This is a genomic window from Streptomyces sp. NPDC048197, assembly GCF_043202395.1.
Taxonomy (GTDB): Bacteria; Actinomycetota; Actinomycetes; order Streptomycetales; family Streptomycetaceae; genus Streptomyces; species Streptomyces siderophoricus.
This window is the reverse complement of record NZ_JBIDAJ010000055.1, coordinates 1-18946: the sequence shown is the minus strand read 5'-3', so window position 1 is coordinate 18946 and position 18946 is coordinate 1. Positions and strand designations below refer to the sequence as shown.

Genomic DNA, 18946 nt, shown 5'->3' with positions numbered 1-18946 from the left:
GGGAGGGAAAGCACCACGGATGAGCACCACCGCACGCCACAGCACCGGCACCGGCACCGGCGACCCCCGCATCGGCTGGAGCGGCACCGCCGACACCCACCGCCCGCCCACGCTCCACCACCGCCGCGACGGCATCCTCCCCACCATCGGCGCCGCCCTGTCCGTACGCGGCCACACCCTCACCTGCACCGCCAGCAAGGCCGAACAGCCCCCGCCGCTCCACCCCCTCGTCCAGGACTTCCTCGACGCCCTCCCCACCGCACAACGCGAACGCTTCACCGGACGCTGCCCCGAAGCCGTCCTGCTCTCCCGCCACCTCACCGCCGTCGAGACCAACCGCGGCAAACGCGCCTCCCGCAAGCCCCTCACCAACGGCGAAGCCCGCCGCTCCCTGAAACACTCCAAGATCACCGCACGCCACATCCGCGAGGACGGCGACCCCCAGCACGGCAGCTACGCCCCACCCTGCCGCTCCTGCGACGCCCTCCTCGCCCACTTCGGCGTCATGCCGATCGGCGCGACGCCCACAGGGAGCTGACCGCCACCATGCCGCCCACCACCCCCGGACCCCGCACCCCCGGCCCCCGCGACGCCACCCACGACCGCACCCCCGGACCCGGCCGCACCGACTCCACCCGATTCCCCGCCGCCGTCGACGTCGCCCTCCAGGAAGCCGGCTGGCAACCCGGCCGCTGGGACATAAAGCAGGCCGAACACTGGGCCGACACCCTCCGCGCCCACACCTCCCCCGCCGGCCACCGCCACACCGTCTTCCCCGCCGCCGTCGAAGCCTGGGCCGAATTCGGCGGACTGCGCATCACCGGCCCCGGACCCGGCCGCCACCTCGCCCCCACCCCCTTCGTCATCGACCCCCTGCACGGCCTCCACCTCGCCCGCACCCTCGGCGACCTCGGCCGCGCCCTCGCCACCGACGTCGCCCCCCTCGGCCGCGAGGAACTCACCACCCACGACGGCGTCCACCCCCAGGCCACCCTCGCCATCGACGCCGAAGGCCGCGTCTACAGCCTCGACCACACCGGCGACTGGTACCTCGGCGCAGACCTCGACACCGCACTGGGCACCCTGGTCCTCGGCACCCGACCGAGCCGACTCTCGCCCCACGGCACCGACTGACCCGGAGACACGGCCCGACAACACCCCCGCCGGCGCAGCACCCCCGCCCGGCGGACCGTCGGAAAGAACCCGGCGGACCGTCGGAACGTGAAAAGGCGGGTCGAAGGAAACGGCGGACCGGCGGAAAGAAAACGCCGACCCCGGTCAGCCCACCACGCGCGGAGCCGGCCGAGGCGCCGGCAGAACCGCCGAAACCCGGAAACCACCACCGTCCGTCGGACCCGAGACAAAGACCCCACCCAGGGCCGTCACCCGCTCCCGCATCCCCACCAGACCATTGCCCCCGCTCGGCAGCCCCGCATCCGCCGCCCCGCCGTCACACGGACCGTTCTCCACCTGCACCGCCAGCTCACCCTCACGATGCGCCAGACGCACCCGCGCCCGGGCACCCGGCGCATGCTTGTGGACGTTCGTCAACGCCTCCTGAACCACCCGGTACACCGCCCGCTCCACCCGCGCCCCATAACGCGGACGGACCGACTCCGACTCCCCCTCACCACCGGCCACCGACAGCTCCACCACCATCCCGGCCGCCCGGGACTGCCCCACCAGATCCCCCAGATCATCCAGACCCGGCCCGTCCGGATCCCCCTCCCCCGACGACACCTCCACCACGGAACGCCCCCGCTCCGGATCCCGGCCCTGATCCCCAGCCAGGCCCCGATCCCCCTCGGCCGCCTCCCGCGCCCGCACCCCCGACGCCACCGCCGCCAGCCGCTCCGGCACATCCGCCCCCGCAGTACCCCGCACCGCCGACCCCTCGGCCGTCCGCAGCACCCCCAGCATCTCCCGCAGCTCCGTCAGCGCCTGCCGGCCCATGTCCCCCACCAGAGCCGCGTTCTTCGACGCCTTCTCCGGATCCTTCAACGCCACCGCCTGCAGCGCCGCCGCATGCACCACCATCAAACTCACCCGGTGCGCGACCACGTCATGCATCTCCCGCGCGATCCGCGTCCGCTCCTCGTTACGGGCCCACTCCGCCCGCTCCTCGGCCCGGTCCGCCAACAGCGACAGCTCCCGCTCCAGACCGTCCGCACGCTCCCGCAGACTCTCCACCAACCGCCGCCGCGCACCGACGTACAAACCCCACAACACCGGCGGCGCCGTCAACACCACACCCAGCGCCAACGCCATCACCGGCACCAGCCACACCGGCGGATTGAAGTCCGGCTGCGACGCGATGTCCTGCCGCATGCTGAGGAACGTCGTCACCAACGTCCCCGTCACCGTCATACCGGCCAGCAACGCCGTGATCCGCCGCGGCACATCCGACGCGGCAAGCGTGTACAGCCCCACCACACTCAGCAGCCCGCCCATCTCCGCAGGCATCACCGCTATCGAAACCAGCACCACCACCACGGGCCACCGGCGACGCACCAACAGCACCGGCCCCACCAGCACACCGAGCAGCGCCCCCAGCAGCTCCGGCAGATGCGCCCCATGCGCAAAACTCACGCCCTCGAGCAGGCACTCCACCGTCGAAGCAGCCGCCAGCGACGCGTCCAGAACGGCACTGCGCCGCCGCGCCCACCACCACGGCCCACCTATCGGCGCACCCCGCGCGCCCACACCTTCACTTGCCCCCGTCGCGGTCATACCGACCAGCCTACGGGGGCCTCCACCAGTTCCTCCGCCCACTTATGGACGCCCGCTCGCCCGGATACCAGCCTTACCCTCGGTTATCCCTCGAACTGTTGAATCGCCCACGTTTTCGATGCTCTGGCGTGTCGTGTCCCGCCACCCTGTTCCCATGCCGAACACCCAGCGGACCCCACACGACTACGAAGCGTTACGCCACCACGCCCTCACCCTCCGCCGCGCCGGCCTCAGCCGCCGCCAGATCCGCGACCGGCTGTCCCTCCCCCTGACCGACGCCGCCCTGACCTCCCTCCTTGAAGGCGAGCCGCCACCCGACTGGACCAGGCGCCCGAACGCCAAGGACGACCTCCGGGCGAAGGCACGCGAGCTGCGCAAGCAGGGGCGCACCTACAACGAGATCGTGGCCGAGCTCGGGGTCGCCAAGAGCTCGGTGTCGCTCTGGGTCCGCGATCTGCCCAAGCCCCAGAAGTCACCCGAGGCCATGCACCAGATGCGCGAAGCGCGGTGGGCGCCGTACCGGGAGGCGCGGGATCTAGCGATCGCGCAGACGAAGGCAGAAGCGGCCGCGGAGATCGGCACGCTCTCCGAGCGGGAACTCTTCCTGATCGGCGTCGGCCTGTACTGGTCGGAGGGCAGCAAGAGCAAGCCGTACCAGCGCCGAGAACGGGTCATCTTCGTCAACAGCGACCCAGACATGATCAGGGTCTACATGGCCTGGCTGACGCTGCTCGGCGTCGAGCGCGAGCACCTGCGCTTCTCCCTGATGATCCACGAATCCGCCGACGTAGTAGGCGCCGAGCAGTACTGGGCGGACCTGGTGGGCATCGACGTCCCCGACCTGTGCAAGACGGTGCTCAAGAGGCACAACACCAAAACGGTGCGCAAGAACGTGGGCGACGACTACCGCGGCTGCTTCGTCGTCCGGGTTCTCCAGTGCGCTGAGCTCTACCGCCGCATCGAGGGTTGGTGGGCCGGCATGGTCAAATCGGTGTCCACGCCCGCCGCAGGCTCGGGTATGGTCTGACGCACTGATCCCCCGTGGTGTAACTGGCAGCACACTGGTTTTTGGTACCAGCAGGACAAGGTTCGAATCCTTGCGGGGGAGCCGGTGCAAGTTCGGGTCCTGATCGGCAAGATCAGGACCCGCCGTCGTTTCGCCCGCAATACGCCCCGGTATCCTTCGGGTGACCACCACCCGAAGTAGCCAAGAAGCCGAAGGGCATCCCCGTGAGCGCCAACCGCCCGGCAGCCGTCGTCGTTCTCGCAGCGGGTGAAGGTACCCGCATGAAGTCGGCGACCCCCAAGGTCCTGCACGCACTCTGCGGCCGCTCCCTCGTCGGCCATGTCGTCGCCGCCTCCCGTGAGCTCGACCCCGAGCACCTCGTCGTGGTCGTCGGCCATGCCCGTGAGCAGGTGCGGGCGCATCTCTCCGAGGTCGATCCGGGGGTGCGGACCGCCGTCCAGCACGAGCAGCGCGGTACCGGGCATGCGGTCCGTACGGCGCTGGAGGAGCTGGGCGACAGCGGTGTCGTGCTCGACGGCACAGTGATCGTGGTCTGCGGTGACACGCCGCTGCTGACCGGGGAGACGCTGCAGCGGCTCGGTGAGACGCACGCGGCGGACGGGAATGCCGTGACGGTGCTGTCGGCGGAGGTGCCGGACGCGACGGGTTACGGGCGCATCGTGCGGGATGCGGCGTCGGGTGCGGTGACCGCGATCGTGGAGCACAAGGACGCCACGGACACCCAGCGGGCGATCCGGGAGATCAACTCCGGGGTGTTCGCCTTCGATGCCCGGCTGCTGGTGGATGCGCTGGGGAAGGTGCGGACGGACAACAGTCAGGGTGAGGAGTACCTGACTGATGTGCTGGGGATCGTGCGTGAGGCGGGGCACCGGGTGGGGGCGGCGGTGGCCGCTGATCACCGGGAGATTCTGGGGATCAACAACCGTGTGCAGTTGGCGGAGGCGCGGCGGCTGCTGAATGAGCGGTTGCTGGAGCGGGCGATGCTGGCGGGTGTGACGGTGGTGGATCCGGCGTCGACGTTCGTGGATGTGTCGGTGTCGTTCGAGCAGGACGTGACGGTGCACCCGGGGACGCAGCTGTTGGGTGCGACGCATGTGGCGTCGGGTGCCGAGGTGGGTCCGCATTCCCGGCTGACGGATTCGTCGGTGGGTGCGGGTGCGGTGGTGTCGTTCACAGTTGCTGAGGGTGCGCGTATCGGCGTGGGGGCGAATGTGGGCCCGTATGCGTATCTGCGGCCGGGGACGGATCTTGGTCCGCGTTCAAAGGCCGGCGCGTATGTGGAGATGAAGAACGCGTCGGTGGGTGAGGGTACGAAGGTGCCGCATCTTTCGTATGTGGGGGATGCGACCATTGGTGAGTTCACCAATATCGGTGCGGCGAGTGTGTTCGTGAACTATGACGGTGAGGCGAAGCACCACACCACCGTTGGTTCGCATTGCAGGACGGGGTCGGACAACATGTTTGTGGCTCCGGTCACGATCGGGGACGGCGCTTATACGGCGGCGGGCTCGGTCATCACCAAGGATGTGCCCCCGGGTTCGTTGGCGGTCGCGCGTGGCCAGCAGCGGAATATCGAGGGTTGGGTCGCGCGTAAGCGGCCCGGAAGTGCCGCCGCGCAGGCTGCTGCGGCTGCTCGTCTGGAGTCGGAAGGCGAGCGGTGATCGTGCAACCGGGTACGTCGTGCGGGGCGTACCGTGATGAGCGCACGCAAACTGTGATTCGAGGAGATTTGCTGTGACCGGGATCAAGACGACCGGCGAGAAGAAGCTGATGCTCTTCTCCGGCCGCGCCCACCCCGAGCTGGCGGAGGAGGTCGCGCATCAGCTGGGTGTCGGCCTGGTCCCGACGAAGGCTTTTGACTTCGCCAACGGTGAGATCTATGTCCGCTATCAGGAGTCGGCGCGTGGTGCGGATTGCTTTTTGATCCAGAGCCACACGGCTCCGATCAATAAGTGGATCATGGAGCAGCTGATCATGATTGATGCGTTGAAGCGGGCGTCGGCCCGTAGCATCACGGTGATCGTGCCGTTCTACGGTTATGCGCGTCAGGACAAGAAGCACCGTGGTCGTGAGCCGATTTCGGCGCGGCTGATCGCGGATTTGATGAAGACCGCGGGTGCGGACCGTGTGGTCACGGTGGATCTGCACACGGACCAGATCATGGGTTTCTTCGACGGTCCGGTGGATCATCTTTTTGCGCTGCCGGTGCTGGCGGATTATGTCGGTGCGAAGGTGGACCGGGACAAGCTGACGGTGGTGTCGCCGGATGCCGGCCGGGTGCGGGTGGCGGACCGTTGGTGTGACCGTCTGGGTGCGCCGTTGGCGATCGTGCACAAGCGGCGGGACAAGGACGTGGCGAATCAGGTCACGGTGCACGAGGTCGTCGGTGATGTGAAGGGCCGGGTGTGTGTCCTGGTCGACGACATGATCGACACCGGTGGCACGATTTGTGCGGCGGCGGATGCGCTGTTCGCGAATGGTGCGTCGGATGTGATCGTGACGGCGACGCATGGTGTGCTGTCGGGTCCGGCGGCGGATCGGCTGAAGAATTCGAAGGTGAGTGAGTTCGTGTTCACGAATACGCTGCCGACGCCTTCGGAGCTGGAGCTGGACAAGATCACGGTGTTGTCGATGGCGCCGACGATCGCCCGGGCGATCCGTGAGGTGTTCGAGGACGGTTCGGTGACGAGCCTGTTCGAGGAGCAGTGATCGTCGGTGTCCGTGGGGCGGGGTAGGGGCCCGCGTCCGCCGGGCGCTTGAGATCCATTTTGGGGCGGCCTTCCTGCCGGGTAGACTCGTGGAGTTGCTCGGCGAGGGAGGCCGCCTTTTTTGGTGGTTGTCCGTTATCGACGCGCTCTTCGTAGCAGGTCTGTCGTGGGCCGGGTGACGCCCACCGGATGTTTCTGAGTTACGAGGAGTGCTGTCATGGCTGAGGTGAAGCTTTCCGCTGAGGTGCGGGACGACTTCGGTAAGGGTGCGGCCCGCCGTCTGCGTCGTGAGGCGAAGGTTCCGGGCGTTATCTACGGTCACGGTGCGGAGCCGCAGCACGTGGCGATCGACAGCCACGCGCTGATGATGGCGCTGAAGACGCCGAACGCGCTGCTGCGTCTGGAGTTCGACGGCAAGAGCGAGCTGGTCATCCCCAAGGATGTGCAGCGTGAGGCGATCCGCCGGTTCCTGGTGCACGTGGACTTCCTGGCCGTGAAGAAGGGCGAGAAGGTCACGGTCGAGCTGCCGATCCAGACCGAGGGTGAGCTGGCTCCGGGTGGCAACCTGCTGGAGCACGTGCTGAACACGCTGCCGGTCGAGGCCGAGGCGACGCACATCCCGGAGTCGGTGACGGTGTCGATCGCGGGTCTGGACGCGGGTACGTCGGTGCTGGCGAAGGACATCGTGCTGCCGTCGGGTGTGTCGCTGGCGGTGGAGGACGAGGCCGTCGTTCTGCAGGTCGTTTCGGCGCAGGCGGAGGCTCCGGCCGAGGAGGGCGCCGAGGCCGAGGGTGCCGAGGCCTGATTCGCTTCCGGGGCCGGTGTGCCCTGGTGATTCTTTTGGTGACCGTCGTCCCGTGCTGTTGGCGCGGGGCGGCGGTCGTGCCGTTGGAGGAGGGTGCAGATGGCGGATGCGGACAGCCCGTGGCTGGTGGTGGGTCTCGGTAATCCGGGTGCGGAGTACGCGGGTAATCGGCACAACGTCGGTTTCATGGTGGCGGATCTTTTGGCGGAGCGGTTGGGGGGCCGTTTCAAGTCGCACAAGGCGCGGGCTCAGGTGGTGGAGGGCCGGCTGGGTGCGCCGGGGTTGTCGAGCCGCCGGGTGGTGGTGGCGAAGCCGTTGTCGTTCATGAATCTGTCGGGTGGGCCGACGACTGCGTTGCGGGATTTCTTCAAGGTGCCGGTGGCGCATGTGGTGGCGGTTCATGATGAGTTGGACATTGATTTCGGTGCGCTGCGGCTGAAGCTGGGCGGTGGTGACAACGGTCACAACGGTCTGAAGTCGATCACGAAGTCGTTGGGTGCGGATTATCACCGGGTGCGGTTCGGGATCGGGCGTCCGCCGGGCCGTATGCCGGTGGCGGATTTTGTGCTGCGGGACTTTTCGTCGGCGGAGCGGCGGGAGTTGGACTATTTCGTGGATCGTGCGGCGGATGCGGTGGAGTCGTTGATCGTGGATGGTTTGGAGCGGGCGCAGAGTACGTACAACTCGTGATTGCGTGCTTTAGGGGACGGGTCGGGGCAGGGTCTGACGAATTGTTGTCGGAGGTTGACGGGTGCTGGTGGATGGCCAAGGATCGCGGCCATGCCCAAGAGCAGTTCGCGCACCCGTTCGGTCAGACGCAGTCGTTGGCGGCGGCTCGGTGAGAGTGCCTATGGGGTGGTGCTGGTCGCCCGGACGGGGTTGATGGGGCTGCTGGCGTTGCTGTTGCTGGTGGCGGGGGTGTGGACGTCGTGGAGTACGGCGAAGTACGCGATGCTGGTCAAGGGCCGGGAGCGTGGGGTGCTGACGGTGTCGGCGTGTGCGGGTGAGCGGTGTTCGGGTCCGTATGTGCCGGTGGCGGGGACGGGTCGGCCGCGGGCCCGGGTGTCGATCGCGCAGGCGGCGGCGCCGGAGAAGGGTGAGCGGGTCGAGGTGGTGCTGAAGCCGGGGACGTCGCGTGCGGTGCGGGCGGGTGCGGCGGGGGTGCTGCATGCGTGGGTGCCGTTCGCGGGGGCGTTGTTGCTGGCGGCGCTGGTGGTGGCCGGGGGGATGCGGTTGCGGCGTACGGCGTGGGGGATGGGGTTGCTGGGGGCGGCGTTGTTGGGGGCGGCGTTCGCGGCGATGTAGCGCACGCGGGAATTGCAGGGAATTGATACGGCGGAATTGATACGGCGGCGGCCGGCTCCTTCGGGGAAGGGGCCGGCCGCCGCCGTTTGTGTGGGGGTGTGTCGGGTCAGCCGGTGTTGCGGAGGCCGGCGGCGACGCCGTTGACGGTGAGGAGCAGGGCGCGGGCGAGTACCGGGTCGGGCTCTTCGCCGCGTTCGGCGGCGGTGCGCTGGCGGTGGAGGAGGGAGACCTGGAGGTAGGAGATCGGGTCGAGGTAGGCGTCGCGGATGTGGAAGGTCTGCTTGAGGACGGGGCTGGCGTCGAGGAGTTCCTTTTCGCCGGTGATGCGCAGGACCTCGGCGACGGTGAGTTCGTGTTCGGCCTTGATGACGTCGAAGACGTGCTTCAGTTCGTCGGGGACGAGGGTGTCGACGTAGTGCTGGGCGATCCGCAGGTCGGTCTTGGCCAGCGTCATTTCGACGTTGGAGAGGAAGTTGCGGAAGAAGTGCCAGTGGTCGTGCATTTCGTCGAGGACGGTGTCGAGGCCGGCTTCGCGGGCGGCCTTGAGGCCGGTGCCGACGCCGTACCAGCCGGGGACGATCTGCCGGGACTGGGTCCAGCCGAAGACCCACGGGATGGCGCGGAGGCCGTCGAGGCCGGCGCCGGAGTCGGGGCGGCGGGAGGGCCGGGAGCCGAGGTGGAGTTCGGCGAGCTGGTCGACGGGGGTGGAGGCGAAGAAGTACGCCGGGAGGTCGGGGTCCTCGACGAGGCGGCGGTAGGCGCCGTGGGCGGCTTCGGAGACGGTTTCCATGGCCGCGTCCCAGCGGGCGAGGGCCTCGTCGGACTGGCGGGGTGCGGTGTGCAGGGCGGAGGCCTGCAGGGTGGCCGCGACGGTCAGTTCGAGGTTTTCCCGGGCGAGGGACGGGATGAGGTACTTGTCGGAGATGACCTCGCCCTGTTCGGTGACCTTGATCTCGCCTTCGAGGGTGCCGTAGGGCTGGGCGAGGATCGCGTCGTGGGAGGGGCCGCCGCCGCGGCCGACGGTGCCGCCGCGGCCGTGGAAGAGGCGGAGGCGTACGCCGTGCCGGTGGGCGACGTCGCGGAGGAGTCGCTGGGCGCGGTGGATCTCCCACTGGGAGGTGGTGATGCCGCCGAACTTGGAGGAGTCGGAGTAGCCGAGCATGACCTCCTGGACGTCGCCGCGGAGGGCGACCAGGCGCCGGTAGGAGGGGTCGGCGAGCATTTCGTCGAGGAGCTGGTCGGCGATCTTGAGCTCGTCGGTGGTTTCGAGGAGCGGGACGATGCCGATCTTGGCCCAGCCGGCGTGCAGGTCGATGAGGCCGGCCTCGCGGGCGAGGACGGCGGCGGCGAAGACGTCGTCGGAGCCCTGGCACATGGAGATGATGTAGGACTCGGTGACCTCGGCGCCGAAGGTTTCCTTGGCCTTGAGGATGGTGCGGAAGACGCCGAGGGTCTTGGCGCCGGCTTCGTCGAGGGGGGCCGGGGTGGGGGCGAGCGGGCGCCGGGAGCGGAGTTCCTTGGCGAGGAGCTTGCGGCGGTAGTCGCGCGGCATGTCGGCGTAGCGCCAGGATTCCTCGCCGAGGCGGTCGAAGAGCTGGCCGAGGGCGTGGTGGTGGGCGTCGGCGTGCTCGCGGATGTCGATGGTGGCGAGCTGGAGGCCGAAGGCGCCGATGGTGCGGATGGTGCGTTCGAGGTGGCCGTCGGCGACCAGGCCGCCGCGGTGTTCGCGCAGGGAGGTCTGGAGGAGGGTGAGGTCGTCGAGGAGCTCGGTGGTGCCGAGGTAGTCGCGGCCGGGGACGTGGGGGGTGTCGCCGGCGAGCCGCTCGCGGGTGTTGACGAGCTTCTGGCGGATGCAGGTGGCCTTGAGGCGGTAGGGCTCTTCGGCGTTGAGGCGCTTGTAGCGGGGGCTGATCTCGGGGAGGTGGTCGAGGTCGCGCTGGAGGGATTCCAGCAGCTCGTCGGTGGCGCCGCAGTTGCGGATGGAGTTGGACAGGGCGCCGCGGAGCTCGTCGACGTGTTCGAGGGCGTCGGTGATGCCGTGCTCGTGCTGGAGGATCAGCACGTCCCAGGTGACCTGGGGGGTGACGTTGGGGTTGCCGTCGCGGTCGCCGCCGATCCAGGTGCCGAAGGTGAGCGGGCGGGTGCCGGGGGGCAGCGGGGAGCCGGCGCGTTCGAGCTCGGCGGCGAGGTCTTCGAGGACGTCGCCGACGGCGCCGCGGGCGAGCTCGTCGAGGTAGTAGATGGCGTTGCGGGCCTCGTCGGTGGGCTCGGGGCGGGCGACGCGGAGTTCGTCGGTCTGCCAGATGAGGTCGATGCTCTCGGCGAGGCGGAGGTCGGTGCGGCGGCGTTCGGTGGCGTCGGTCCGGTCGAGCAGCTCGGCGACCTTGCGGAGCTTGGTGAGGACGGAGCGGCGGGCCGCCTCGGTGGGGTGGGCGGTGAAGACGGGGCGTACGCCGAGGTTGCGGGCGGTGTTCCGCAGGTGCTCGGGGTCGGCGTCCTTGAGCATGTCGGCGGTGCGGGCGAGGATGCTGCCCTCGGCGGCCCGCTTGGCGCGCAGCTCGCGGCCGCGGTGGACCTGCTCGGTGACGTTGGCGAGGTGGAAGTACGTCGAGAAGGCGCGGACGAGCTTGGCGGCGGTGGCCAGGTCGGTGTCGCCGAGGAGGCGGGCGGCGGCCTCGCCGTCGGAGCGGGTCAGGGCGCGTACCTGCTCGACGAGGTCGAGGAGCTCGGGGCCTTCCTGCCGGACGAGGGTCTCGCCGAGGAGGTCGCCGAGGCGGCGGATGTCGGCGCGCAGGGCGACGCCGGCGGCCTCGGTGGGCTCGGTGGTCGCGGTCTCGACGGGGGTGTTGTCGGCACTGCTCACTGGTGCTCCTTGCGGCGATCAGGGGCGTCGCTCCGCGGCTCGCTGGGAGGGGTGGTGGGGCGCGACGCGTGGGCAGGTCTGATGCGGGCGGGTTGCGGACCGCGCTGTCCGACGTCCCCAGGATAGGACTGCCCACTGTCGGCGGATCACACCGTCCGATGGGTGGGCATCCACGGCGGGAGGGGGTGTGGGCCCTGTCACGGCCTTGCCCGTGGCGGTGTCGCTGCCATACTTACGAGACCGTAGGTTACGGTTCCGTAGGCCGTAGCCGTTCCCCCGAGCCCCCCGACGAGGGACATCATGACCGCAGGTCCTGAAGCCGTAGAAGATCCTTTGCTTTCTTCCGATGCGTCCGGGCGGGCCGGTGCTCCGTTGCCGTCCGCGACGCTGGGTGGTGAGCAGCGCCGGTCGGTCGAACAGATCACGCTGCTGCTGTTCATCACCGTTCCGTTCGTGGCGCTGGTGGCGTCGGTTCCGCTGGCCTGGGGCTGGGGGGTGAGCTGGCTGGACCTGGCGCTGATGACGGCGATGTATTTCATCGGTTGCCACGGCATCACGATCGGTTTCCACCGTTATTTCACCCATGGGTCGTTCAAGGCGAAGCGTCCGCTGCGGATCGCGCTGGCGATCATGGGGTCGCTGGCGGTGGAGGGTCCGCTGGTCCGCTGGGTGGCGGATCACCGCAAGCACCACAAGTTCTCCGATGCGGAGGGGGATCCGCACTCTCCGTGGCGGTTCGGTGAGACGGTGCCGGCCCTGATGAAGGGCCTGTGGTGGGCGCACATCGGCTGGATGTTCGACGAGGAGCAGACGCCGCAGCACAAGTACGCGCCGGATCTGATCAAGGACGAGGCGATCCGGACGATCTCGCGGCAGTTCGTGCTGTGGACGACGGTGTCGCTGCTGATCCCGCCGGTGGTGGGCGGGCTGGTGACGTGGTCGTGGCAGGGTGCGGCCACCGCGTTCTTCTGGGGTTCGCTGGTCCGGGTGGCGTTGCTGCATCACGTCACGTGGTCGATCAACTCCATCTGCCATGCGGTGGGCAAGCGTCCGTTCAAGTCCCGCGACCGCTCGGGCAACGTGTGGTGGCTGGCGGTGCTGTCCTGCGGGGAGTCCTGGCACAACCTGCACCACGCGGACCCGACGTCCGCCCGGCACGGCGTGATGAAGGGGCAGGTGGATTCCAGTGCCCGGCTGATCCGCTGGTTCGAGAAGGCGGGCTGGGCGTACGACGTCCGCTGGCCGAACGCGTCGCGCATCGAGGCACGGCGCAAGGAGACCGCCGCTGTGGGGTAGCCCGCGGCGGTGACGGGGGAAGGCATCATTGACGAGTGGCGATCGACGACAGCAGCAGTACGAGCAGCAGTAAGAGCAAGCCTCCCGCCGCCGCGGGCACGCGGCGGGCGCGCAGGGTCCGGATGACCGGCGCGGAGCGCCGTGAGCAGCTGCTGGACATCGGTCGCACGCTCTTCGCCGAGCGCGGCTTCGAGGGCACGTCGGTGGAGGAGATCGCCGCGAAGGCCGGGGTTTCCAAGCCGGTGGTCTACGAGCACTTCGGCGGCAAGGAGGGGCTGTACGCGGTGGTGGTGGACCGCGAGATGCGTCAGCTGCTGGACATGGTGACCGGCGCGCTGACCGCTGGCCATCCCCGCGAGCTCCTCGAACAGGCGGCGTTCGCGCTGCTCGACTACATCGAGACGTACACCGACGGTTTCCGCATTCTGGTCCGTGATTCGCCGGTCGCCCAGTCGACGGGCACGTTCGCGTCGCTGATCAGCGATATCGCCACCCAGGTCGAGGACATCCTCGGTCTGGAGTTCAAGAACCGCGGCTTCGACCAGAAGCTGGCCCCGCTCTACGCCCAGGCCTTGGTCGGCATGGTCGCGCTGACCGGTCAGTGGTGGCTCGACGTCCGCAAGCCGAAGAAGGCCGAGGTCGCCGCCCATCTGGTCAACCTGGCCTGGCACGGCCTGGACGGCCTGGAGCAGAAGCCGCGGTTGATAGGGCACCGGAAGAACTGAGCCTATTGCCCACAAGATTCACCTTGTGAAACCCTGCGGGCATGACGGAGATCACGATCAGCTCTGCGCGCTCCCAGCTCGGCGATCTGGTCCGCCGCGCGGCCCACGGCCGCGAGACGATCGCCCTGACCGACCACGGACACGTGGCCGCCCTCCTCGTCTCCCCGCAGGTGATAGAGGATCTCGAAGACGCCTTGGCCGTTGCCGACTATCAGCGACGGAAGGCGGAGGGCACGCTCGGAGAGGGCATCCCCATGGCCGAAGTGCGCAGGCGCCTGGGGCTCGAACAGCGGTGACCTACGAGATCATCTTTGAACCTCAGGCCCTCGACTCCGCAGCCCGATTCCTGAAGGAGGACCCGAGCGGCCTCGCCGTCGTCCTGGACACCATCGACAAGCTGGCCCATGACCCCCGCCCGGCTGGATCAGCTCCCTACGGGCCCGAGGTCCGCCGCCTGCGCGTCGGCAGCTACCGCGTCCTCTACGTGATCGACGACAGCCTGATCCGCATTCTGGTCACGAATGCGGGTCGAACGCCCTGAACCGTGCCGGCCTCGAACCAGCGGGCTTGCCGTGCCTCCCCAGGCAGGCGGGCGAGCTGGTGTGTCCGAGGCCGGTGTGCACGGGCCGGGGTCAGGCCGCCGGTTTCCGGGCGATGGCGAAGATGCGGCGGAAGGGGAAGACGGTGCCGTGGGGGCCGGTGGGGTAGGCCTTGCGGAGGGCGTCGCGGTATTCGGCGAGGAATGCCTCGCGGGCCGTGGGGTCGTCCTCCAGAGCGGTCAGGACGGGGCGCAGGGCGGTGCCCTTGACCCAGTCGAGGACCGGGTCGTCACCCTGCAGGAGCTGGACGTAGGTGGTTTCCCAGACGTCGGCCTCGCAGCCGAGGTCGGTGAGGCGTTCCAGGTAGGCGGCGGGTTCGAGGATGTGGATGAAGCGCCTGCCGTGGGTGGTGAGGCGTTCGCGCCACTGGGGGGCGTCGCACAGCTCGCCGAGGAGGGCGTGGCTGGGCGAGGTGAAGTTGCCGGGGACCTGGAAGGCGAGGGTGCCGCCGGGCGTGAGGGCGTCGATCCAGCGCGGCAGGGACTCGGGATGGTTGGGCACCCATTGCAGCGCCGCGTTGGAGACGATCAGGTCGAAGGGTTCGTCGGGGGTCCAGTCGGTGGCGTCGGCGGGGGCGAAGTCGAGGTGGCCGCCGCCCGGGGTGGGGCCGGCGTGGGTCTCGGCCTCCTTGAGCATCTCGGGGGAGTTGTCGTATCCGGTGATGTGCGCGTCGGGCCAGCGGACGGTGAGCTGGGCGGTGACGTTGCCTGGGCCGCAGCCGAGGTCGGCGATGCGGGCGGGGCGGTCCCGGCGGGGCAGTTCCGGTATCCGGGCGAGCAGGTCGAGGAAGGGACGGGTGCGGTGCCCGGAGTGGCGGAGGTACTGCTGCGGATCCCAGGTTGGTGCGTCGTGCATGTTCATAACCCTTTCGTCGTGCAGGGCTGGCACAAGGCTGGCGCGGTCGGGTGGGCAGGTCCGGTTCGGGCCGTGGCGGCCGGAAACCGAGCCTCCGCCGACGATGCCCCATAGTCCAGCCAAATATATCTCGACGTCAAGAGACTTCATGTCGACAGACCCTCTACACTGATCGTCATGGAGGACGAGGTCGACCGACTGGTCGCAGCATGGCGCCGGGAGCGCCCGGACCTCGACGTGGAACCGCTTGAGGTCCTCAGCCGCGTCTCCAGGCTGGCCAGACATCTCGACCGGGCCCGGCGCATCGCGTTCGCCGAGGTGGGCCTGGAACCCTGGGAGTTCGACGTCCTGACGGCGCTGCGCCGGGCCGGGGCGCCGTATCAGCTCTCCCCCGGAGCGCTGCTGACGCAGACGCTGGTCACCTCGGGGACGATGACCAACCGCATCGACCGGCTCGCCAAGAAGAACCTCGTCGAGCGGCTGCCCGACCCCAGTGACCGGCGGGGAGTGCTGGTCAGGCTGACTCCGGAAGGCCGCGACAAGGCCGACCAGTCACTGGCCGGTCTGCTGGTGCAGGAACGCGCCATCCTGGCCGAACTCTCCCGTCAGCAGCGTGGCGAACTCGCCGGGCTGCTAAGGAAGCTGACCGGGCCGTTCGACAACATCCCGGGATAGCCGGCCGCCGACACCCCGGCGAGCCCGCCCGGCCCCCGACGGCGGCCCGCCGCCCCGCCCGCGTCGACTTTTCGGGGCGGAAGAGGGCGCGCACTCCCGGGGCAGCGGCGCGGGCGCTGTCGCCGGAGGTCGCAGGGGCGAAGGCACAGCCGCGGAAACGCACCGTCAGCCCGCGCGCGACGCAGCGCCGCACACCGCAATTGGGGGCGCGTAGGCCGTATTTACGCGCCCCCTGATTCGACGCGCGCCCCCTCGCAACCCCGTCCCCTTGCCCGCGGCTCCCGTTGTGCACTTGGATCGCGCCATGAGCCAGCAGCGCACACCGCACCGGCCCCGCGGCCCGTACGGCCGGCGGTTCGAGAACCGTACGGTCGTGGTGTCCGGGGCCGCCGCCGGCATCGGGGCGGCCACCGCCGACCGGCTGGCCGCCGAGGGCGCCGGCGTGCTGCTGCTGGACATCGACGACGACCGCGGCGAGCACCTCGCCCGGCGGATCCGCGCGGCCGGCGGCCGGGCCTCGTTCGAGCACGGCGACGTGGCGGCCGAGGCGGACTGGCAGCGGGCCGTCGAGGCCGCGCGGCGGCGCTACGGCCCGGTGGACGGCCTGGTGAGCAACGCCTACCTGCCGTACGTCGCACCGGCCGACCGCACCCCGCTCGCCGACTGGGAACGGCAGCTCGCGGTGAACCTGACCGGCTCGTTCCTCGGCGTGCGGGCCGCCCTCACGGACCTGCGGAAGCGGCACGGCGCGGTGGTGCTGACCTCGTCCGTGCACGCCCTGGTGGGACTGCCGGGCCGGCCCGCCTACGCGGCGGCGAAGGCCGGACTGACCGGACTGGGCCGCCAACTGGCCGTCGAATACGGCCCGGAGGTACGGGTCAACAGCGTGCTGCCGGGCCCCGTACTGACCGCGGCCTGGGACGGGATCGGCGAGGAGGAACGGCAGGCCGCCGCCGCGGAGACGGCCACCCGGCGGCTGGGGCGGCCCGAGGAGATCGCCGCCGCGATCACCTTCCTGCTCTCCCCCGAGGCGTCCTTCATCACCGGCGCGAGCCTCGTCGTGGACGGCGGCTGGAGCGTGTACAAGAACTCGTCGTGACCGGGACGCGGGTCCCGGGCGCCCGCGGGCCGCGGACCGGCCCGCCCGAGCTTCGACCCCTGGGGGGACCGATGGGCATCCAATTCGGCGGCGACTACAACCCCGAGCAGTGGCCCGAGGAGGTGTGGGCCGAGGACCTGGAGCTGATGAAGGCGGCCCACGTCACCATGGTCACCGCCGGGATCTTCTCCTGGGCGAAGGTCGAACCCCGGCCGGGGCAATGGGACTTCGGGTGGTTCGACCGGGTCATGGACGGGCTGGCCGGCGCCGGCATCGCCGTCTGTCTGGCGACGATGACCGCCTCGCCACCCCCCTGGCTCTCCCGCGCGCACCCGGAGATCCTGCCCGAGGGCCCGGACGGGCAGCGCCGCTGGCCCGGCGGCCGGCAGCACTACTGCCCCTCCAGCCCCGTCTACCGCACCCACGCCGTACGCCTCGTCGAACAGCTCGCCACCCGTTACGCGGGCCACCCGGCGCTGGCCATGTGGCACGTCGGCAACGAGTACGGCTGCCACACCCCGCAGTGCTTCTGCGACGTGTCGGCCGCGGACTTCCGGCACTGGCTGCGCACCCGCTACGGCAGCATCGACGCACTCAACGCGGCCTGGTCGACGGCCTTCTGGTCGCAGGGCTACGGCGACTTCGACGAGGTGCTGCCGCCGCGCACCGCCCCCACCTTCCCCAACCCCGCCCAGCAGCTGGACTACCTGCGCTTCGGCGACGAGGCGCTCCGCGCCTGCTACCTGGCCGAAAAGGCGGTCCTGAACCGGCTGACCCCCCACGTTCCGGTCACCACCAACCTGATGCCGCAGCACAAACCGGTGGACGCGTTCGCCTGGGCGCCCCATATGGACGCGATGGCGCTGGACTTCTACCAGGACCCGTACGCCGCCGACGACCACGTCCGGGCCGGTTACGTCTTCGACCTGATGCGGTCCGCGCGGTCCGGGCAGCCCTGGCTGCTGCTGGAACAGGCGCCGAGCGCGGTCAACTGGCGTCCCCGCAACGGCCCGAAGCCGCCCGGTGCGATGCGGCTGTGGAGCTGGCAGGCCGTCGCGCAGGGCGCGGACGCGGTGCTGTTCTTCCAGTGGCGGCAGTCGCTGGGCGGCGCCGAGAAGTTCCACTCCGCGATGGTCCCGCACGGCGGCACCGGCACCCGGATCTTCCGCGAGGTCACCGAACTCGGCCGGGAACTGGCGGCCGTCCCCGGCATCGAGGGCACCCGTTCCCGGGCCGATGTGGCGCTGCTGGCGGACTGGCACAGCTGGTGGGCACTGGAGCTGGACTCCAAACCGTCCACCGCGCTGGACCACTCCCGGATCGCGCTGGACCACTACCGTCCGCTCTTCGAGGCCGGCGTGCCCTGCGACGTCCTCCCGCCCCAGCGCGACCTGACCGGCTACCGCCTGGTGGTGGTGCCCAACCTCTACCTGCTGACCGAACAGGACGCGGAGCGGCTGGCCGACCACGTACGCGCCGGCGGCCACCTCCTGGTCTCCTTCTTCTCCGGCATCGTCGACGCCCACGACCGCGTCCACCCCGGCGGATACCCGGCCCCCCTCCGCGAGCTGCTGGGCCTGCACGTGGAGGAATTCTGGCCACTGGACGCGGGCCGGACCGTAGGGGTGGGCGACGGCGCGTACACCGGTCGTGCAGACCTGTGGTCGGAAGCCGTCAACCTCGAAGGAGCCGAGGCACTGGCCCGGTTCACCGACGGCGACCTCACCGGGCGCCCCGCCGTCACCCGCCACACCTACGGCCGGGGCACCGCCTGGTACGTCGCGACCCGGCTCACCCCCGCACTCCTGCGGACCCTGCTCGACGGCGTACGGGCGGAGGCAGGCGTGACCCCCGTCCTCCCGAACCTCCCGCCCGGCGTCCAGGCCACCGTCCGCGAGGCCACCGACGTGCGGTACGTCTTCCTCCTCAACCACGGCGCGGAAGCCGCGGAAGTCGCCCTTCCGCGGCCCCTCCGGGACGCGATGACCGCCGACGGCCCGGCCGTCACCCGGGTCACGCTCCCGCGACGGGGCGTAGCGGTCCTGGCGGGGCCTGTGCCTTAGGCGTTTCTGCCCACGTACCCGGCCGTCCCGCCGTCGGGGTTGTTCGCCGTTGCGCTTTGCGGCGCCCCCGCACGTACTTGGCCGTCCCGCCGTTGTTGCTTCTCGCCGTTGCGCCTGCGGCGGGCTGGGTTTGTGGTGGGTGCGGTGACGGGCCTCCGGGGCCGGTTGTGTGGACTGCTGACGCTTTACGTCCACA

The 18946-nt window shown here is 70.0% G+C and carries 18 protein-coding genes and 1 tRNA gene; 16 read left to right on the top strand and 3 right to left on the bottom strand.

Annotation, left to right across the window (positions count from 1 at the left end; genetic code table 11):
• Nucleotides 1-19 precede the first annotated feature (19 nt).
• Together ACGF4C_RS37310 and ACGF4C_RS37305 are read left to right on the top strand one after the other, a co-directional pair.
• A complete protein-coding gene (locus ACGF4C_RS37310; RefSeq protein WP_201803649.1) occupies nucleotides 20-538 on the top strand; it encodes a YwqJ-related putative deaminase in 519 nt (172 codons plus the stop codon).
• A gap of 8 nt (nucleotides 539-546) precedes the next feature.
• Nucleotides 547-1134 carry an SUKH-3 domain-containing protein gene (locus tag ACGF4C_RS37305; protein WP_393572766.1) on the top strand — a complete coding sequence of 196 codons (588 nt, stop codon included), beginning with the start codon at nucleotides 547-549 and terminating at the stop codon, nucleotides 1132-1134.
• A gap of 144 nt (nucleotides 1135-1278) precedes the next feature.
• On the opposite strand, the gene ACGF4C_RS37300 is transcribed toward ACGF4C_RS37305, so the two are convergent.
• A complete protein-coding gene (locus tag ACGF4C_RS37300; RefSeq protein ID WP_393572764.1) occupies nucleotides 1279-2730 on the bottom strand; it encodes a sensor histidine kinase in 1452 nt (483 codons plus the stop codon).
• Between the two features lie 154 nt (nucleotides 2731-2884).
• Here ACGF4C_RS37300 and ACGF4C_RS37295 point away from each other — a divergent pair, with 154 nt between their 5' ends.
• From ACGF4C_RS37295 to ACGF4C_RS37265, 7 genes are all read left to right on the top strand, one after another.
• Nucleotides 2885-3757: a hypothetical protein gene (locus ACGF4C_RS37295; protein ID WP_393572762.1), complete on the top strand. Its 873-nt coding sequence runs from the start codon at nucleotides 2885-2887 to the stop codon at nucleotides 3755-3757.
• Between the two features lie 8 nt (nucleotides 3758-3765).
• A tRNA-Gln gene (locus ACGF4C_RS37290) sits at nucleotides 3766-3838 on the top strand.
• Between the two features lie 122 nt (nucleotides 3839-3960).
• Nucleotides 3961-5418: a bifunctional UDP-N-acetylglucosamine diphosphorylase/glucosamine-1-phosphate N-acetyltransferase GlmU gene (gene glmU, locus ACGF4C_RS37285; RefSeq protein WP_393572760.1), complete on the top strand. Its 1458-nt coding sequence runs from the start codon at nucleotides 3961-3963 to the stop codon at nucleotides 5416-5418.
• 73 nt (nucleotides 5419-5491) lie between these two features.
• Entirely contained in the window at nucleotides 5492-6466 is a 975-nt protein-coding gene (locus ACGF4C_RS37280) for a ribose-phosphate diphosphokinase (protein WP_030413455.1), read from the top strand.
• A gap of 216 nt (nucleotides 6467-6682) precedes the next feature.
• Nucleotides 6683-7270 carry a 50S ribosomal protein L25/general stress protein Ctc gene (locus tag ACGF4C_RS37275; protein WP_393572758.1) on the top strand — a complete coding sequence of 196 codons (588 nt, stop codon included), beginning with the start codon at nucleotides 6683-6685 and terminating at the stop codon, nucleotides 7268-7270.
• Between the two features lie 99 nt (nucleotides 7271-7369).
• Nucleotides 7370-7960 (top strand): aminoacyl-tRNA hydrolase, encoded by a 591-nt coding sequence (gene pth / locus ACGF4C_RS37270; RefSeq protein ID WP_030413453.1) that lies wholly within the window; start codon nucleotides 7370-7372, stop codon nucleotides 7958-7960.
• Nucleotides 7961-8050: 90 nt separating this feature from the next.
• Nucleotides 8051-8575: a hypothetical protein gene (locus ACGF4C_RS37265; RefSeq protein ID WP_393572755.1), complete on the top strand. Its 525-nt coding sequence runs from the start codon at nucleotides 8051-8053 to the stop codon at nucleotides 8573-8575.
• A gap of 106 nt (nucleotides 8576-8681) precedes the next feature.
• On the opposite strand, the gene ppc is transcribed toward ACGF4C_RS37265, so the two are convergent.
• Entirely contained in the window at nucleotides 8682-11438 is a 2757-nt protein-coding gene (gene ppc / locus ACGF4C_RS37260) for a phosphoenolpyruvate carboxylase (RefSeq protein ID WP_393572753.1), read from the bottom strand.
• A 300-nt stretch (nucleotides 11439-11738) separates the two neighbouring features.
• On the opposite strand from ppc, the gene ACGF4C_RS37255 reads away from it, so the two are divergent.
• Genes ACGF4C_RS37255 through ACGF4C_RS37240 form a run of 4 tightly spaced genes read left to right on the top strand, consistent with a single transcriptional unit; the run spans nucleotide 11739 to nucleotide 14000 of the window.
• The gene (locus ACGF4C_RS37255; RefSeq protein ID WP_393572752.1) at nucleotides 11739-12734 is read left to right on the top strand and encodes an acyl-CoA desaturase; all 996 of its coding nucleotides are present in this window, start codon (nucleotides 11739-11741) and stop codon (nucleotides 12732-12734) included.
• Nucleotides 12735-12769: 35 nt separating this feature from the next.
• A complete protein-coding gene (locus ACGF4C_RS37250; RefSeq protein WP_362143898.1) occupies nucleotides 12770-13459 on the top strand; it encodes a TetR/AcrR family transcriptional regulator in 690 nt (229 codons plus the stop codon).
• Nucleotides 13460-13500: 41 nt separating this feature from the next.
• The gene (locus ACGF4C_RS37245) at nucleotides 13501-13755 is read left to right on the top strand and encodes a type II toxin-antitoxin system Phd/YefM family antitoxin (RefSeq protein ID WP_393572749.1); all 255 of its coding nucleotides are present in this window, start codon (nucleotides 13501-13503) and stop codon (nucleotides 13753-13755) included.
• Nucleotides 13752-14000, top strand: coding sequence for a type II toxin-antitoxin system RelE/ParE family toxin (locus tag ACGF4C_RS37240; RefSeq protein WP_393572747.1), 249 nt, complete (start codon nucleotides 13752-13754; stop codon nucleotides 13998-14000). The genes ACGF4C_RS37245 and ACGF4C_RS37240 overlap by 4 nt, the downstream gene beginning before the upstream one ends.
• Nucleotides 14001-14091: 91 nt before the next feature.
• On the opposite strand, the gene ACGF4C_RS37235 is transcribed toward ACGF4C_RS37240, so the two are convergent.
• The gene (locus tag ACGF4C_RS37235) at nucleotides 14092-14913 is read right to left on the bottom strand and encodes a trans-aconitate 2-methyltransferase (protein WP_393572745.1); all 822 of its coding nucleotides are present in this window, start codon (nucleotides 14911-14913) and stop codon (nucleotides 14092-14094) included.
• Between the two features lie 177 nt (nucleotides 14914-15090).
• Between ACGF4C_RS37235 and ACGF4C_RS37230 the strand changes: the two genes are divergently transcribed.
• From ACGF4C_RS37230 to ACGF4C_RS37220, 3 genes are all read left to right on the top strand, one after another.
• Complete coding sequence (locus tag ACGF4C_RS37230; protein WP_030413445.1) at nucleotides 15091-15588, top strand: MarR family winged helix-turn-helix transcriptional regulator; 498 nt, start codon at nucleotides 15091-15093, stop codon at nucleotides 15586-15588.
• Nucleotides 15589-15892: 304 nt separating this feature from the next.
• On the top strand, nucleotides 15893-16687 hold the full coding sequence (locus ACGF4C_RS37225; protein WP_393572742.1) for an SDR family NAD(P)-dependent oxidoreductase: 795 nt from the start codon (nucleotides 15893-15895) through the stop codon (nucleotides 16685-16687).
• Nucleotides 16688-16758: 71 nt separating this feature from the next.
• Entirely contained in the window at nucleotides 16759-18750 is a 1992-nt protein-coding gene (locus ACGF4C_RS37220) for a beta-galactosidase (RefSeq protein WP_393572740.1), read from the top strand.
• Nucleotides 18751-18946 lie beyond the last annotated feature (196 nt).